Source organism: Chromobacterium haemolyticum, assembly GCF_002081825.1.
GTDB lineage: Bacteria > Pseudomonadota > Gammaproteobacteria > Burkholderiales > Chromobacteriaceae > Chromobacterium > Chromobacterium fluminis.
In genome coordinates this window covers 1-15,427 of sequence record NZ_MUKU01000007.1, presented here as the reverse complement: position 1 = coordinate 15,427, position 15,427 = coordinate 1, and the positions used below count along the sequence as shown (strand labels likewise).

At 59.8% G+C, this 15,427-nt stretch carries 15 protein-coding genes and 1 rRNA gene; 12 read left to right on the top strand and 4 right to left on the bottom strand.

Annotation, left to right across the window (positions count from 1 at the left end):
* Positions 1 to 71: 71 nt before the first annotated feature.
* The 4 genes from iscA to iscR all read right to left on the bottom strand — a co-directional run bounded on the left by iscA (position 72) and on the right by iscR (position 2,589).
* Entirely contained in the window at positions 72 to 395 is a 324-nt protein-coding gene (iscA, locus tag B0T39_RS06560) for an iron-sulfur cluster assembly protein IscA (protein ID WP_081545363.1), read from the bottom strand.
* Positions 396 to 412: 17 nt separating this feature from the next.
* Positions 413 to 796, bottom strand: a complete 384-nt coding sequence (iscU, locus tag B0T39_RS06555) for a Fe-S cluster assembly scaffold IscU (RefSeq protein ID WP_019102783.1) — start codon at positions 794 to 796, stop codon at positions 413 to 415.
* Positions 797 to 857: 61 nt separating this feature from the next.
* On the bottom strand, positions 858 to 2,075 hold the full coding sequence (locus B0T39_RS06550; protein ID WP_081545362.1) for an IscS subfamily cysteine desulfurase: 1,218 nt from the start codon (positions 2,073 to 2,075) through the stop codon (positions 858 to 860).
* 34 nt (positions 2,076 to 2,109) lie between these two features.
* Entirely contained in the window at positions 2,110 to 2,589 is a 480-nt protein-coding gene (iscR, locus tag B0T39_RS06545) for a Fe-S cluster assembly transcriptional regulator IscR (protein WP_081545361.1), read from the bottom strand.
* A gap of 454 nt (positions 2,590 to 3,043) precedes the next feature.
* On the opposite strand from iscR, the gene B0T39_RS06540 reads away from it, so the two are divergent.
* The 12 genes from B0T39_RS06540 to B0T39_RS06485 all read left to right on the top strand — a co-directional run.
* Positions 3,044 to 4,165 carry a beta-ketoacyl-ACP synthase III gene (locus tag B0T39_RS06540; protein WP_081545360.1) on the top strand — a complete coding sequence of 374 codons (1,122 nt, stop codon included), beginning with the start codon at positions 3,044 to 3,046 and terminating at the stop codon, positions 4,163 to 4,165.
* A 161-nt stretch (positions 4,166 to 4,326) separates the two neighbouring features.
* Positions 4,327 to 5,925, top strand: coding sequence for an ABC transporter substrate-binding protein (locus B0T39_RS06535; protein ID WP_081545359.1), 1,599 nt, complete (start codon positions 4,327 to 4,329; stop codon positions 5,923 to 5,925).
* A 555-nt stretch (positions 5,926 to 6,480) separates the two neighbouring features.
* Positions 6,481 to 7,509 (top strand): ABC transporter permease subunit, encoded by a 1,029-nt coding sequence (locus tag B0T39_RS06530; RefSeq protein ID WP_081545358.1) that lies wholly within the window; start codon positions 6,481 to 6,483, stop codon positions 7,507 to 7,509.
* 18 nt (positions 7,510 to 7,527) lie between these two features.
* Positions 7,528 to 8,442 carry an ABC transporter permease subunit gene (locus B0T39_RS06525; RefSeq protein WP_081545357.1) on the top strand — a complete coding sequence of 305 codons (915 nt, stop codon included), beginning with the start codon at positions 7,528 to 7,530 and terminating at the stop codon, positions 8,440 to 8,442.
* A gap of 10 nt (positions 8,443 to 8,452) precedes the next feature.
* Entirely contained in the window at positions 8,453 to 9,427 is a 975-nt protein-coding gene (locus tag B0T39_RS06520) for an ABC transporter ATP-binding protein (RefSeq protein WP_081545488.1), read from the top strand.
* Positions 9,424 to 10,395, top strand: a complete 972-nt coding sequence (locus B0T39_RS06515; protein WP_081545356.1) for a peptide ABC transporter ATP-binding protein — start codon at positions 9,424 to 9,426, stop codon at positions 10,393 to 10,395. Before B0T39_RS06520 ends, B0T39_RS06515 begins: the two co-directional genes overlap by 4 nt.
* Before the next feature lie 181 nt (positions 10,396 to 10,576).
* Positions 10,577 to 11,104 carry a pantetheine-phosphate adenylyltransferase gene (gene coaD, locus B0T39_RS06510; protein WP_081545355.1) on the top strand — a complete coding sequence of 176 codons (528 nt, stop codon included), beginning with the start codon at positions 10,577 to 10,579 and terminating at the stop codon, positions 11,102 to 11,104.
* 96 nt (positions 11,105 to 11,200) lie between these two features.
* A complete protein-coding gene (locus B0T39_RS06505; RefSeq protein ID WP_081545354.1) occupies positions 11,201 to 12,145 on the top strand; it encodes a class I SAM-dependent methyltransferase in 945 nt (314 codons plus the stop codon).
* Between the two features lie 149 nt (positions 12,146 to 12,294).
* On the top strand, positions 12,295 to 13,497 hold the full coding sequence (gene gltS / locus B0T39_RS06500; protein ID WP_081545353.1) for a sodium/glutamate symporter: 1,203 nt from the start codon (positions 12,295 to 12,297) through the stop codon (positions 13,495 to 13,497).
* 137 nt (positions 13,498 to 13,634) lie between these two features.
* Positions 13,635 to 13,997, top strand: a complete 363-nt coding sequence (gene trxA / locus B0T39_RS06495) for a thioredoxin (RefSeq protein ID WP_081545352.1) — start codon at positions 13,635 to 13,637, stop codon at positions 13,995 to 13,997.
* 107 nt (positions 13,998 to 14,104) lie between these two features.
* Positions 14,105 to 14,650, top strand: coding sequence for a glutathione peroxidase (locus B0T39_RS06490; RefSeq protein ID WP_081545351.1), 546 nt, complete (start codon positions 14,105 to 14,107; stop codon positions 14,648 to 14,650).
* Positions 14,651 to 15,027: 377 nt separating this feature from the next.
* A 16S ribosomal RNA gene (locus tag B0T39_RS06485) occupies positions 15,028 to 15,427 on the top strand; the annotation flags it as partial.

Below are 15,427 nucleotides of genomic sequence, written 5' to 3'. Positions count from 1 at the left end.
ACGGGGCCGGGAAACCTAGCTTACAGTTGGACGACGGGCGGGCGGCGCCGAAGCGCGCCCGCCTGCCGGGGTCAGACGTTGAAGCTTTCGCCGCAGCCGCACTCGTTTTTGACGTTGGGGTTGTTGAATTGAAACCCCTCGTTCAAGCCTTCCTTGGCGTAATCCAGCTCGGTACCGTCGATGTAGGCCAGGCTCTTGGCATCGGTGAACACGGTGACGCCATGGCTTTCAAAGGTCACGTCGTCGTCGCTGGACGTGTCGACGAACTCCAGCTTGTAGGCCATGCCGGAGCAGCCGGAGGTCTTAACGCCCAGACGAATGCCCAAGCCCTTGCCGCGCTTGGCGATGAAGGCGCTGACGTGAGCGGCGGCGCGTTCGGAAAGGGTGATAGCCATGATGATGTCCCCGCTGATTATTTGCCGTGCTTTTGCTTGTAGTCGTTGACCGCGGCCTTGATCGCGTCTTCGGCCAGGATGGAGCAGTGAATCTTCACCGGCGGCAAGGCCAGCTCTTCGGCGATGGCGGTGTTCTTGATCTCCAGCGCTTCGTCCAGCGATTTGCCCTTGACCCATTCGGTCACCAGGGAGGAGGAGGCGATGGCGGAGCCGCAGCCGTAAGTCTTGAACTTGGCGTCCTGAATCACGCCGTCCTCGCTCACCTTGATTTGCAGCTTCATCACATCGCCACAGGCCGGCGCGCCCACCATGCCGGTGCCCACGCTGTCGTCGCCTTTTTCGAAAGAGCCCACGTTGCGCGGGTTTTCGTAGTGATCCATTACCTTGTCGCTGTATGCCATGATTATCTCCTTCAGCGCCGCTCCGGTTTTGCCGGCTCGGCGCTGGATATTGCTGTCGCCCTTAGTGGGCGGCCCATTGAACCGAATTCAGATCCACGCCGTCTTTGAACATTTCCCACAAGGGGGACAGTTCGCGCAGCTTGCCGATCTTTTGGTTTAGCAGATTCACCGCGAAGTCGATTTCTTCCTCGGTGGTGAAGCGGCCCAGCGTGAAGCGGATCGAGCTGTGGGCCATTTCGTCGTTGCGGCCCAGCGCGCGCAGCACGTAGGACGGTTCCAGCGAGGCCGAGGTACAAGCCGAACCGCTGGACACGGCAAGCTCCTTGATTGCCATGATCAGGCTTTCGCCTTCGACGAAGTTGAAGCTGACGTTGAGGTTGTGCGGCACGCGTTGGTCTATGTCGCCGTTGATGTAGACCTCTTCCATGTTCTTGATGCCGTTCCACAGACGGTCGCGCAGCATGCGGATGCGTTCGCGCTCGCTGTCCATCTCTTCGCGGGCGATGCGGAAGGCTTCGCCCATGCCGACGATCTGATGGCTGGCCAGGGTGCCGGAGCGGAAGCCGCGCTCATGGCCGCCGCCGTGCATCTGCGCTTCCAGGCGCACGCGCGGCTTGCGGCGCACGTACAGAGCGCCGATGCCCTTGGGGCCGTACACTTTGTGCGCGGACAGGCTGAGCAGGTCGACTTTCTGCTTTTCCATGTCGATGACCACTTTGCCCGGGGCCTGGGTGGCATCGACGTGGAAGATCACGCCCTTGGCGCGGCAGATCTCGCCCAGCTGTTCGATATCCTGAATCACGCCGATTTCGTTGTTGACGAACATCACGGAGGCGACGATGGTGTCCGGCCGGATGGCGGCCTTGAATTCTTCAATGTCCAGCAGGCCGTTGTCTTGCACGCCCAAGTAAGTGACTTCGAAGCCCTGACGTTCCAGCTCGCGCATGGTGTCCAGCACCGCCTTGTGCTCGGTCTTGACGGTAATCAGGTGCTTGCCCTTGCTCTTGTAGAAGTGGGCTGCGCCCTTGATCGCCAGGTTGTCGGACTCGGTGGCACCGGAGGTCCAGACGATTTCCTTCGAGTCGGCGTTGATCAGCTTGGCCACTTCAGCGCGCGCATTCTCCACTGCTTCCTCCGCGTCCCAGCCGAAGCTGTGGCTGCGCGAAGCCGGGTTGCCGAACTTTTCGTAAAGATAGGGAATCATCTTGTCGGCAACGCGCGGGTCTACCGGCGTGGTGGCCGAGTAGTCGAGGTAGATCGGAAGCTTGAGCTGGCTCATTTATATTCTCTCCACATGAAGATGGGTCCGCGCCTTACAGGGCGCCGGAGGCGGCAGAAGCGTGAACCACGCTGCATTCGCGCTTATCCTGCAATACGGTGTTTTCCTTGGTCTTTTGCTGCTCAACCAGGCTGGCGAGGCTGACCTTGGACAGGTAGTCGAAAATGGTGACGTTCAGATTGGTCCACAAATCGTGGGTCATGCAGCGCTGATTGCCGCGACAGTTCTCGCGGCCGCCGCACTGGGTGGCGTCCACTGGTTCGTCCACGGCGGTGATGATATCCGCCACGGAGATGTCGATCGTCGCCTTGGCCAAGGTATAGCCGCCGCCGGGGCCGCGCACGCTGTCCACCAGTTCGGCGCGCCGCAGCTTGCCGAAGAGTTGTTCCAGGTAGGAGAGCGAGATGCCTTGGCGCTCGCTGATGCCGGCTAGCGTGACCGGGCCGCCGCTCTCGCGCAATGCCAGATCCAGCATCGCGGTGACGGCAAAACGGCCTTTGGTGGTTAAACGCATGTCTCTGGTCTCCAAGAGTGGGTATTTGGAGGTGGATGAATTCCTGATGCAGACGATTATACCTAATATCCGACTGTTTTAGTCAACTATTATCGGAGGGGCCAATGAGGATGCGGCTCGCGCAAAGCCGATCATTTTACTCGGTTTTTAGGTGGAGGGGTAGTTTTGCCGACGGGGTCCGCGGGGCGCGGCCGGCTGGGCGCGGGGGTCGATTAAAGCCGTTCGCGCATGCCGTAGCGAGGCGAGAAGGGCCGCGGGCCGCGCCGCGCCGACGTTTGCGGTTTTATTACTTTCAGATGAAGGGCTTGGTGTAGAATCCGGCGACGGAAAGGACCGTCCGAAGACGGGCCGAGACGAGGCGGGCTGTTTCCGTTTTGTCGGGGCAGCGAGGACTGTCGTCGCCGCAACAAAAATCTACACTCACCCGGGTTACGGGGGGCTAAAAGGACAATTCATGCACAAGGTCGTCATTAGCGGAACCGGCTTGTTCACGCCGCCGCACGCGGTCAGCAATCAGGAACTGGTCGCGGCTTTCAATGCCTTTGTACACGCTCACAATCAGCAACACGCGGATCGGATCGCCGCCGGAGAGATGGAGCCGTTGGCCGAGTCCAGCTCCGAGTTCATCGAAAAGGCCTCCGGCATCAAGCAACGTTTCCTGATGGACAAGAGCGGGGTGTTAGACCCGGCCAGAATGGCGCCCCGCTTGCCGGAGCGCGGAAACGACGAACTGTCGGTCCAGGCGGAAATGGCGGTGGCCGCCGCGCGGCAGGCTCTGGAACGCGCAGGCCGAAGCGCGGCGGACATCGATATGGTTATCGTCGCTTGCTCCAATATGCAACGCCCGTATCCGGCGGTGTCCATTGAGGTGCAGCAGGCCTTGGGCATTCAGGGCTACGCCTTCGACATGAACGTGGCTTGCTCGTCCGCCACCTTCGGCATTCAAACCGCAGTCAACGCCATTGCCAGCGGCCAGGCGCGCGCGGTGTTGATGGTGAATCCGGAAATCTGTTCCGCACACCTGAATTTCCGCGACCGCGACAGCCACTTCATCTTTGGCGACGCCTGCACCGCGGTGGTGTTGGAGCGAGCCGAGGCGGCGAACTCGGCGCAGCGCTACGAGGTGTTGGGCAGTAAGCTGGCTACGGTGTTTTCCAATAATATCCGCAACAACTTCGGCTTCCTCAATCGTTGCGACGAGGCGGGTATTGGCCAGCCGGACAAGCTTTTCGTGCAGCAGGGCCGCAAGGTGTTCAAGGAAGTCTGCCCTATGGTGGGAGATCATATCGCCGTGCACTTGGAGAGCCTGGGCATCGCGCCGACCGAGGTGGCGTGTTTCTGGCTACACCAAGCCAACCTGGCGATGAACCAGCTGATTTCCCGGCGCGTGTTGGGCCGCGAGGCCGGGGACCATGAGGCGCCGGTGATTCTGGACCGTTACGCCAATACCAGTTCCGCCGGTTCCATTATTGCATTCCATCTGCATGCCGATGGCCTGAATGGTGGCGATGTTGGCGTCATTTCGTCTTTTGGCGCGGGCTATTCGGTGGGCAGCGTTGTGCTGAGGAAGATCTGATAAGCCGGAAAAAATAGTCCTAGCGCGGAGGGCCCTTGGCAGAAAAAAGCAGAGGACGCTTGTCAAAAGCGTCCTCTCTGCATAATGTATCCCCCCATGGCGGGCTTGGATCCCGTTGACAAGAAAGACCGATGAGTCTGTACAAGGGAAAGGAAATAAAGATGCAAACTGTCAAGAAAGCGCTGCTGGCAGCCGGCCTGATCGCCGGGACCGCGATGGCCGCCCAGGCCGCAGGCACCCTGGTGTACTGCTCCGAAGGCAGCCCGGCCGGCTTCGACCCCGGCCAATACACTACCGGCACCGATTTCGACGCGTCCGCCGAAACCGTGTTCAACCGCCTGGTGCAATTCCAGCGCGGCGGCACCAAGGTTGTGCCGGCGCTGGCGGAAAAATGGGACGTGGCCGCAGACGGCCTGAGCTATACTTTTCATCTGCGCAAGGGCGTGAAGTTCCAGACCACCGACTACTTCAAGCCGACCCGCGAATTCAACGCCGACGATGTGGTGTTCACCTTCAGCCGCATGGTCGACAAGAACCATCCGTTCCGCAAAGCCTATCCGACCGAATTCCCGTATTTTACCGATATGGGTCTGGACACCAATATCGTTAAGGTCGAGAAAGTCGACGCCAACACCGTCAAGTTCACGCTGAAGAGCCTGGACGCCGCATTCTTGCAGAACCTGGCGATGAGCTTCGCTTCGGTGCAGTCCGCCGAGTATGCCGACAAACTGCTCAAGGCCGGCAAGCCGCAGCTGATCAATCAGCAGCCGGTAGGCACGGGTCCGTTCATCTTCAAGCGCTATCAAAAAGACGCGCAGATCCGCTTCGCCGCCAACAAAGAATACTGGAACAAGGCTGACGGCCCGAAAGTGGACAACCTGGTGTTCGCCATCACCACCGACGCTTCGGTTCGTTATCAGAAGCTGAAGGCCGGCGAGTGCCAGATCACCGTCAACCCGCGCCCGACCGACCTGGCCGCGATGAAGGCCGATCCCAAACTGTCGGTGACCGCGCAGCCGGGCTTTAACCTGGGCTACCTGGCCTACAACGTCAAGCACAAGCCGTTGGAGAAGTTGGAAGTGCGCCAGGCGCTGGACATGGCGATCAACAAGAAGGCCATTATCGACGCGGTGTACCAGGGCGCCGGCCAGCCGGCCACCAACCCGATGCCGCCGACCCAGTGGTCCTACAACAAGAGCCTGAAAGACGCAGCTTACGATGTGGCAAAAGCCAAGGCGCTGTTGGCCAAGGCCGGCTATCCCAACGGCTTCGAACTGAGCCTGTGGGCAATGCCGGTGCAACGTCCGTACAACCCCAACGCCAAGCTGATGGCGGAAATGGTGCAGTCCGACTGGGCCAAGATTGGCGTCAAGGCCAAGATCACTTCCTACGAGTGGGGCGAGTACATCAAGCGCGCCAAGGCCGGCGAGCATGATTCCATGCTGATTGGCTGGACCGGCGACAACGGCGATCCGGACAACTGGCTGGGCGTGTTGTTCGGTTGCGACGCGATGAACGGCAACAACTTCTCCAAGTGGTGCTACAAGCCGTTTGAAGACCTGATCCAGAAGGGCAAGCGCACCGCCAACGTGGCCGAGCGCACCAAGCTGTACATGAAGGCTCAGGAGATCGTCAAACAGCAAGTGCCGATGACCACCATTGCCCACTCCACCGTTAATCAGCCGATGCTGAAATCGGTGCAGGGTTTCAAGGTCAGCCCCTTCGGCCTGAACTCCTTCTACGGCGTTAGCGTCAAGTAAGGCGGAATCCAATAAAAAACAGCGACATCGGGGGGTGCTTCCCCCGATGTTTAGCCTAAAAAGAACGGTTGACGAAGTCCCTGATGCGAACTGGCATTCGTTGCCGCGCGGCTGCCGCCGCCGGCGAGCCTAAGACGCGGCGCGGGGTTTTGTCGGCTACTCTAAGCCTTGGGTTTCCAGCCGCACGAAGAGGCGGCGGACCCGATGGCGGCGGAACGTCTACTGGGTGGTGTTAGAGGGTAGTCAGTCACAGCGTGGAGAGGCTGTGCGTCAGGCTTGACCTGGGTCAAGCTCGTTTGCGGCGAGGGGTGCTATCTTGCACTTGCCGTAGCGGTGGCGCAGCTGATGTGGGTGGGTGGTTCAGTTGCATGCCATCGCTCCGGCGCTCTTCATTGTTGTTTTCCTTGCTTCTTCTCCGTTCTATTCCGGTAACGTCTCCCCAAACGCAATAGAGCCGTCGCGCGCCGTTTGCCATGCAAGGCGTCGTCGCTCTGGGTCTCAAGTTGAGTATTGCGCCCAGTCGCCCAGCGGGGCCGGCGCAAGGGAGAAGTCCTCATGTTTTCCTTTATTCTGCGAAGGTTGGGCTTATTGGTGCCAACCTTCTTCGGCATCACGCTGCTGACCTTCGGCCTGATCCGCATGATTCCGGGCGATCCGGTGGAGGTGATGGTGGGCGAGCGCGCGCTCGATCCGCAAATGCACGCCGAAGCCTTGCATCGCCTGGGTCTGGACAAGCCGCTGTACGCTCAGTACTTCGACTATGTGGTCAATTTGCTGCACGGCGACCTGGGCGAGTCCCTGGTCACCAAGACCGGGGTCTGGACCGAGTTCAAAACCCTGTTCCCGGCCACGCTGGAGCTGGCGATTTCCGCCTTGATCTTCGCCACCGTGCTGGGGCTGCTGGCCGGCGTCGTCGCCGCCATCAAGCGCGGCTCGCTGTTCGACCACGGCGTGATGGGCATCTCGTTGACCGGCTTTTCCATGCCCATCTTCTGGTGGGGCCTGATCCTGATCATGTTCTTCTCGGTCAAGCTGGGTTGGACCCCGGTATCCGGCCGCGTCGACCTGACTTTCGACATCGCGCCGCATACCGGTTTCATGCTGATCGATTCCTGGATGGCGGAAGCCGCGGATCCGGAAGTGAACGCTGGCGCCTTCAAGAACGCTTTGATGCATCTGATTCTGCCGGCCATTGTGCTGGGCACCATTCCGCTGGCGGTCATCGCGCGGATGACGCGCTCGTCGATGCTGGAAGTGCTGCGCGAGGACTATGTACGCACCGCGCGGGCCAAGGGCTTGTCGCCGGTGCGGGTGATCTTCATCCACACCCTGCGCAATGCGCTGATTCCGGTGCTGACCGTGATCGGCCTGCAAGTGGGCACGCTGATGGGCGGGGCGGTGTTGACTGAAACCATCTTCTCTTGGCCGGGCATAGGCAAATGGCTGATCGACGCCATCAGTCGCCGCGACTATCCGGTGGTGCAGAACGGCATCCTGATGGTGGCGACGCTGGTGATCGTCACCAACTTCATCGTCGACATCTTGTACGGCATCGCCAATCCGCGCATCCGTCACGCCAAGTAACAGCCAGTAGGTGGACTTATGACTCAGACTACGCAAGTCAACGCCGGCCCGGACCTGGCGCTGGCCTATCCCTCGCCGTTCAAGGAGTTCTGGCAGGGTTTTTCCCACAACAAGGGCGCGGTGGCCGGCCTGATCTTCATGCTGATCGTCACCTCCTGTGCGCTGCTGGCGCCGCTGGTGGCGCCCTATAGCCCAATCGAGCAATATCGCGACCATTTGCTGACTCCGCCTGTCTGGGTGGATGGAGGCTCGACGCAATTTCTGTTCGGCACCGATGAACTGGGGCGCGACATCCTGTCGAGGTTGATCCACGGCGCGCGCTTGTCCTTGTTCATCGGCCTGTGTTCGGTGCTGATGGCCTTGCTGCCGGGCGTGGTGCTCGGCCTCTTGGCCGCCTTCTTTCCCAAGGTTCTCGGCGGCGTGATCATGCGGCTGATGGACATCATGATGGCCTTGCCCTCGCTGCTGCTGGCGGTGGCCATCATGGCCATTCTCGGGCCCGGCCTGATGAACGCGATGATAGCCATCGCTACCGTGGCCTTGCCTGCATACGTGCGGCTGACTCGCGCGTCGGCGATGACCGAACTGAACCGCGACTACGTCACGGCCTCCCGAGTGGCCGGCGCCGGCCTGCCGCGGCTGATGTTCGTCACCGTATTGCCCAACTGCATGGCGCCTTTGATCGTGCACGCGACGATGAGCTTTTCCTCGGCCATCCTGGAAATCGCCGCGCTGGGCTTTCTCGGCCTGGGCGTGCAGCCGCCCACCCCGGAGTGGGGCACCATGCTGGCCTCGGCCCGCGATTACATTGAAAGCGCCTGGTGGGTGGTGACCTTGCCCGGCCTGACCATTTTGCTGTCGGTGCTCGCCATCAATTTGATGGGCGACGGCCTGCGCGACGCGCTGGACCCGAAACTGAAGCGCGCGGCTTGAGGGGATGGACATGAGTTTGTTGCAAATCAAGAACCTCTCGGTGGAGTTCGGTTCGGAAAAGAACCCCTTCCGCGCGGTGGAAGGGCTGGACCTGGCGGTGAATCAGGGCGAGATCGTCGGCATCGTCGGCGAATCCGGTTCCGGCAAGTCGGTGACCATGATGGCGATGATGGGGCTGCTGGAAGGCCAGGGCCGCATCGTGGCCGATGAGTTGAGCTTCGACGGCAAGAACCTGCTGACCATCTCCGCGCGCGAACGCCGCAAGATCGTCGGCAAGGACATCGCCATGATTTTCCAGGACCCGATGACCTCGCTGAATCCCAGCTACACCGTCGGCTACCAGATCATGGAAGTGCTGAAGCTGCACCAGGGCCTGCGCGGCGCAGCCTTGAAGCGGCGCGCGTTGGAACTGATGGAACTGGTGGAAATTCCGGCGCCGGCCTCGCGGCTCAACGCCTATCCGCATCAGTTGTCCGGCGGTATGAGCCAGCGCGTGGTGATTGCGATGGCCATCGCCTGTAGCCCCAAGCTCTTGATCGCCGACGAGCCGACCACGGCCTTGGACGTGACCATCCAGGCGCAGATCATGGAGCTGCTGGTCAGCCTGCAAAAGAGCCAGAACATGGCCTTGATCATGATCACCCACGATCTGGCGGTGGTGGCTGAAGTGGCGCACCGGCTGGCGGTGATGTACGCCGGCCAGGTGGCGGAAATGGGTGCGGTGCCCGGCGTGTTCAATCATCCCTCCCATCCGTACACCGAAGCGCTGCTGTCGTCTATCCCCGAACACAGCAAAGGCGCGCACCGCCTGAACACCTTGCCCGGCATCGTGCCAGGGCAGTACGACCGCCCCAGCGGTTGCCTGTTGTCGCCGCGTTGTCCCTACGTCAAGGACAACTGCCGGACCCAGCGTCCGGGTTTGACCCCCGTGGAAGGCGGCGTTGTGCGCTGCCACTACCCATTGCCGGATCAGGAGGCGAAATGAGCACCGTACTGCAAGCGCGGGATCTGACCCGTTATTACGAGGTGTCGCAGGGCTTCTTCAAGCCCTCGGCGCAAGTCAAGGCGCTCAATGGCGTTTCCTTTGAACTGCGAGCGGGCAAGACCTTGGCGGTGGTGGGCGAGTCCGGTTGCGGCAAGAGCACGTTGGCGCGGCAGCTGACGCTGATCGAGGCGCCGACCTCCGGCTCCCTGCTGTTGGACGGCCAGGATGCGGCCCAGGCCGGCAAGGCCGAATTGAAAGCCATGCGCACCAAGGTGCAGATGGTGTTCCAGAACCCCTATGCTTCGCTGAACCCGCGTCAGAAAATCGGCAGCCAGCTGGCCGAACCCTTGCAGATCAACACCTCGCTGAGCGCCAAGGAGCGCGAAGACAAGGTGCGCGGCATGATGCAGCGCGTCGGCTTGCGGCCGGAGCACTTCTTCCGTTATCCGCATATGTTCTCCGGCGGCCAGCGTCAGCGTATCGCCATCGCCCGCGCGATGATGTTGAACCCCAAGATCGTGGTGGCGGACGAGCCTACCTCGGCGCTGGACGTGTCGATCCAGGCGCAGGTGCTCAATCTGTTCATGGATCTGCAGGATGAGTTCAAAACCGCCTATGTGTTCATCTCCCACAACCTGTCGGTAGTAGAACATGTGGCAGACGACTTGATGGTGATGTATCTGGGGCGTGCGGTGGAAGTGGGAGAGAAGGACCGTGTCTACGAGCGCCCGCTGCATCCTTATACCCAGGCCTTGTTGTCGGCGACGCCGTCCATTCACCCGGAGCAGCGCCGCATCAAGATCAAGATCGAAGGCGAGTTACCCAGCCCCTTGAAGCCGCCGTCGGGCTGCGCTTTCCACAAGCGCTGCCCGCACGCGAATCAGCGTTGCGCGGAGGAGGTGCCGGAGTTGCGCGAACTGGATCAGCGTATGATCGCCTGTCATCGCGCCGAGGATATCAACGTCTGAATGCGTAGGGTTTGATCGTTAAGCGGGCCGCCATGCGCGGCCTGCTTTTTTTTGGCGGCGCTTTGCCGATAATGAGTGAAATGGACAGATTCTGCCGCGGATAGTCCGGGCGGAAGCGAAACATTTTGCGCAATGCACAAAAATTGCTTTACCCGCCCCCAACGACCACGATACATTCGCGATGGCACATCATACAGTCAAAGGAAAACGAGAATTGAAGCGAGCCGTGTACGCGGGCAGCTTCGACCCGGTGACTAATGGTCACCTCTGGATGATTCGTGAAGCGGTGGAGCTGTTTGACGAATTGATCGTAGCGGTCGGAGTGAACCCGGAAAAACACTGTACCTTCAGTGTCGAGGAACGAGTGACTTTGCTGCGCGCCGTCACCGGTGGCTTTAGCAAGCTGCGGGTGGATGTGTTCGAGAACCAGTTCCTGGTCAATTACGCGCAAAGCATAGGCGCCAACTACATCATCCGCGGCATCCGCACTGCCAGTGATTATGAATACGAGCGCACCATGCGCTATATCAATTCCGATCTGCACCCGGACATCACCACTATTTTCCTGCTGCCGCCGCGCGAGTACGCTGAAGTGTCGTCCACGATGGTCAAGGGCCTGGTGGGTCCGCGGGGCTGGGAAAGCGTGATTCGCCAATACTTGCCGGAGCCGGTTTACAGCAAGCTGATCGAGATGTATTCGTCCGAATAGCCTCGGCTGTAATAGAATTGGATATCCGTTCACGCGCCGCCTGCAGTCAGCGGCGCGTTTGTTTTGTGTTTTGCCCATCGCCCATATCGAGGACTCATGCTGGACGTCAGCCCATTCGCCAATCGCCTGGCCAAGAATTTCAAGCACCACGCCAAATGGGCGCGTCGCCAGGGGCTGGAGGCCTGGCGCGTCTACGACAAGGACGTGCCGCAGTTCCCGTTCGCGGTGGACGTGTACGGCGAGCGCATCCATCTGCAGGAGTACGACACCGGTTGGGAGATGGAGGACGACGCCTACCGCGAATGGATCAACGCGGTGGTGGATAGCCTGTGCGCGGTAACCGGTCTTGCGCATGAGGCGGTGACGCTAAAGAATCGTCGCCGTCAGAAGGGCGTTAGCCAGTACGAGAAAGCGGGGCAGCAGGGTAGCGACTTTATCGTCAACGAGTTCGGCCAGCGCTTTATCGTTAATCTCGACGCCTACTTGGACACCGGTCTGTTTCTGGACCATCGCAACACCCGCAAACGAGTGAGGGAAGAGGCCGCCGGCAAGCGTTTCCTCAATCTGTTCGCCTATACCGGCAGCTTCACCGTCTACGCAGCCTGCGGTGGCGCGATCAGTTCCGAAACCGTGGACATGTCCAATACCTATCAGGACTGGTCGCGCCGCAATTTCGAGCTCAACGGCCTGGACCTTGCCCGGCATCAGCTGGTGAGGGCCGACGTGTTCCAGTATCTGGAAGAGGCGGTGGACGGCGGCAAGCAGTTCGATCTGATCGTTATGGACCCGCCCACCTTCTCCAATTCCAAGAAGATGCGCGACATCCTGGACGTACAGCGCGACCATGTCTGGCTGATCGATTACGCAATGGCGCTGCTGGCGCCGGGCGGCACCCTGTACTTTTCCAATAATCTACGCAGCTTCAAGCTGGACGAGAGGCTAGCCGACGATTACGTCATCAGCGACATCAGCGCGCAGTCGGTGCCGGAAGACTTCCGCAACCGAGCCATTCATCAGTGTTGGCGGGTTCGTCGCGACTAGCGGTTGGTCTTCACTATATAAGGCTTCTATTAATTGTAGGCCGAACTTTCTACCCGGGTTTCCTATCGTATTGCATGGCGCGACAACATTCCGACAGCTGCTAGTCTGAATCAAGCGCGCCTTCGCTCATCAAACAATAGGGAGACTCGATGATTCAACTGGATTTCTACGGCACCTTGGTGGCCGCGTCGCTGGTTCTGCTGCTCGGGCGCAAACTAGTGGCGCATGTCGGCGCGCTGCGCACCTACAACATCCCCGAGCCGGTAGTTGGCGGCTTGTTGATTGCCGCCCTGCTGCTGCTGTTCCGTCAACTGACCGGCAGCGAAGTTCGTTTCGACGCTTCGTTGCAAACCCCGCTGATGCTGGCCTTCTTCGCTTCCATCGGCCTCAACGCCAATTTGAAAAGTCTGAAACAGGGCGGCAAGACTGTTGGTGTTTTCCTGGCGGTGGTGGTCGGCCTGCTGCTGGTGCAGAACACCTTGGGCATCGCCTTGGCGAGCCTGCTGGGCCTGGATCCGCTGATGGGCTTGCTGGCCGGCTCCATCACCTTGTCCGGCGGTCACGGCACCGGCGCCGCCTGGGGCGGTACCTTCGCCTCCAAATACGGTTTGGCCTCCGCGTCGGAGCTGGCGCTGGCTTGCGCTACCTTCGGTCTGGTGCTGGGGGGCCTGATAGGCGGTCCGGTGGCGCGTTTTCTGGTCAAAAAAGTCAAAGCTCCGGGCGCCGAGCATAATGCTGACGACCCGCCGCTGGCTTTCGAACAGCCGGACGCCCAGCGTCTGATCACGCCGCATTCCTTCATCGAGACGCTGGCGCTGATCGCCGTCTGTTTGCTGGGCGGCACCTTTCTCGGCGGCCTGCTCAAAGGCACGCCGCTGGAACTGCCTACTTTCGTCTGCGTGTTGTTCGTTGGCGTACTGATCAGCAACGGGCTGTCGGCCTTGGGCTGGTATCAAATCTTCGAACGCGAAGTGTCGGTGCTGGGCAATGTCAGCCTGTCGATGTTCCTGGCGCTGGCGTTGATGTCCCTGCGTTTGTGGGATCTGGCGGCCTTGGCGCTGCCCATCTTCGTGTTGCTGCTGGCGCAAACTGCGGCGATGGCGATGTACGCGATTTTCGTCACCTTCCGGGTGATGGGGCGCAATTACGACGCGGCGGTGCTGGCCGCCGGCCACTGCGGCTTCGGCTTGGGCGCCACGCCCACCGCCATCGCCAATATGCAGGCGGTGACTGAACGCTTCGGCCCTTCACACCTGGCCTTCCTGGTCGTGCCCATGGTCGGCGCCTTCTTCATCGACATCGTCAACGCCATCGTGATCAAGCTCTACCTAGCGCTGCCCTTCATAGGCTAAGCGTCGCGGCGACGGCGGCTATCGCCTGGATTGATAAATTCAACTGGGCGACAGTCTTGCAATGCCGTGGGCGTGTACCTATCTTTGCTGCAACAGCCCGCTGCTGGCGGGCGCTTCAGACAGCGAAAGACACTCTTATGGCTTATATCAATCTCAACGCCGACAACTTCAACGCCCATATGAAAGAGGAGGGCTTGGTCATTCTCGATTTTTGGGCGCCGTGGTGCGGCCCGTGCAAAATGTTCGGCCCTACTTTCGAGGCCGCGTCGGAAAAGCACGCGGACATCGTGTTCGGCAAGATCAATACCGAAGACGAACGCGACTTGGCCGCCCACTTCAATATCCGCTCCATTCCGACTCTGATCGCCATCAAGGACGGCATCATGGTGTTCAACCAGGCTGGCGCGATGATGGCCGCTCAGTTTGAGCAACTTATCCAGGGCTTGCGCGAACTGGATATGGACAAGGTACGGGCCGATATAGCCAGCCAGCAGGAATGACAGCAGACGCCCACAGGCGGCGCTCAGGACAATAGATAAGGCAATGCTTCAAGCATTGCCTTATTATTTTGTCTGCCATCCATATATGGCGAAGCGAGGAGACGCGAATGAAACGATGGGGCGCAATGCTGATTTTTTGCAGTCAGGCGGTGATGGCGGCTTGCCCGGCTTTGTTGAACTACTCTGTGCCGGGTTTGATGGGCGGCCAGATCAATCTATGCCAATATGCGGACCGGCCGCTGCTGGTGGTCAATACCGCGAGCCACTGCGGCTTCACGCCGCAGTTCAAGCAACTGCAATCGTTGTATCAGACCTATGGGCAGCGCGGTCTGATGGTGGTCGGCTTTCCCAGCAACGACTTCTTTCAGGAACTGGAGAGCGATAAGGAGATAGGCGCGTTCTGCGAAGCCAATTACGGCGTGACCTTCCCGATGGCCGGAAAAGGGCATGTGCGCGGCGCCGATGCACAGCCGTTCTTCAAGGCATTGATCAAGGCTACCGACGACGCGCCGGTATGGAACTTCCACAAGTATTTGATACTGCCCGGCGCAAGCAAGGTTGTCAGCATAGGCACGCGGACCAAGCCGGATGATCCTGAAGTCGTCAACGCCTTCCTGCCTTATCTGAAGCCGGCGGAGAGCGTGAAAAATTAGAAGATTTGCGCACATCCCGCAACGGGCCGGCGTTTCGCCGGCCCGTTTTTCATGGTTCGGCGGGGTGGTTGAGGTGTGTCGGTAAATACCCCTTTCGGATATTGCTTGCCACATCAAGGGTTTGCCCTGTGAGGCCCGCTTTTGTTGAGGTTTTTGTCGCAAAAGGTGTTGACGGGTTTAGGGGCGTGACGTATAGTTCGCCTCCTCAGCAGACAACGCAGCGGCGGAAACGAAACGCAGCGATCTGCACCGATCTTTAATAAAACGAATAACCGATAGGTGTAAGTGCTCGGTCGATGGCCAAACACTTGCACTGCAAGACGAGAGATATCTTGATGTTTCTTTGATCTTGCGTGCCAGAAAATTTGCTTGGAATTGAACTGAAGAGTTTGATCCTGGCTCAGATTGAACGCTGGCGGCATGCTTTACACATGCAAGTCGAACGGTAACAGGGTGCTTGCACCGCTGACGAGTGGCGAACGGGTGAGTAATGCATCGGAATGTACCGTGTAATGGGGGATAGCTCGGCGAAAGCCGGATTAATACCGCATACGCCCTGAGGGGGAAAGTGGGGGACCGTAAGGCCTCACGTTATACGAGCAGCCGATGTCTGATTAGCTAGTTGGTGGGGTAAAGGCTCACCAAGGCAACGATCAGTAGCGGGTCTGAGAGGATGATCCGCCACACTGGGACTGAGACACGGCCCAGACTCCTACGGGAGGCAGCAGTGGGGAATTTTGGACAATGGGCGCAAGCCTGATCCAGCCATGCCGCGTG

Bases quoted from the DNA above. Each gene is read 5' to 3' on its own strand.
- B0T39_RS06530 (WP_081545358.1), top strand. From the start codon at position 6,481: ATGTTTTCCTTTATTCTGCGAAGGTTGGGCTTATTGGTGCCAACCTTC.
- iscU (WP_019102783.1), bottom strand. From the start codon at position 796: ATGGCATACAGCGACAAGGTAATGGATCACTACGAAAACCCGCGCAAC.
- B0T39_RS06490 (WP_081545351.1), top strand. From the start codon at position 14,105: ATGAAACGATGGGGCGCAATGCTGATTTTTTGCAGTCAGGCGGTGATG.
- B0T39_RS06535 (WP_081545359.1), top strand. From the start codon at position 4,327: ATGCAAACTGTCAAGAAAGCGCTGCTGGCAGCCGGCCTGATCGCCGGG.
- coaD (WP_081545355.1), top strand. From the start codon at position 10,577: ATGGCACATCATACAGTCAAAGGAAAACGAGAATTGAAGCGAGCCGTG.
- iscR (WP_081545361.1), bottom strand. From the start codon at position 2,589: ATGCGTTTAACCACCAAAGGCCGTTTTGCCGTCACCGCGATGCTGGAT.
- B0T39_RS06525 (WP_081545357.1), top strand. From the start codon at position 7,528: ATGACTCAGACTACGCAAGTCAACGCCGGCCCGGACCTGGCGCTGGCC.
- B0T39_RS06515 (WP_081545356.1), top strand. From the start codon at position 9,424: ATGAGCACCGTACTGCAAGCGCGGGATCTGACCCGTTATTACGAGGTG.
- B0T39_RS06505 (WP_081545354.1), top strand. From the start codon at position 11,201: ATGCTGGACGTCAGCCCATTCGCCAATCGCCTGGCCAAGAATTTCAAG.
- B0T39_RS06550 (WP_081545362.1), bottom strand. From the start codon at position 2,075: ATGAGCCAGCTCAAGCTTCCGATCTACCTCGACTACTCGGCCACCACG.
- B0T39_RS06520 (WP_081545488.1), top strand. From the start codon at position 8,453: ATGAGTTTGTTGCAAATCAAGAACCTCTCGGTGGAGTTCGGTTCGGAA.
- gltS (WP_081545353.1), top strand. From the start codon at position 12,295: ATGATTCAACTGGATTTCTACGGCACCTTGGTGGCCGCGTCGCTGGTT.
- B0T39_RS06540 (WP_081545360.1), top strand. From the start codon at position 3,044: ATGCACAAGGTCGTCATTAGCGGAACCGGCTTGTTCACGCCGCCGCAC.
- trxA (WP_081545352.1), top strand. From the start codon at position 13,635: ATGGCTTATATCAATCTCAACGCCGACAACTTCAACGCCCATATGAAA.
- iscA (WP_081545363.1), bottom strand. From the start codon at position 395: ATGGCTATCACCCTTTCCGAACGCGCCGCCGCTCACGTCAGCGCCTTC.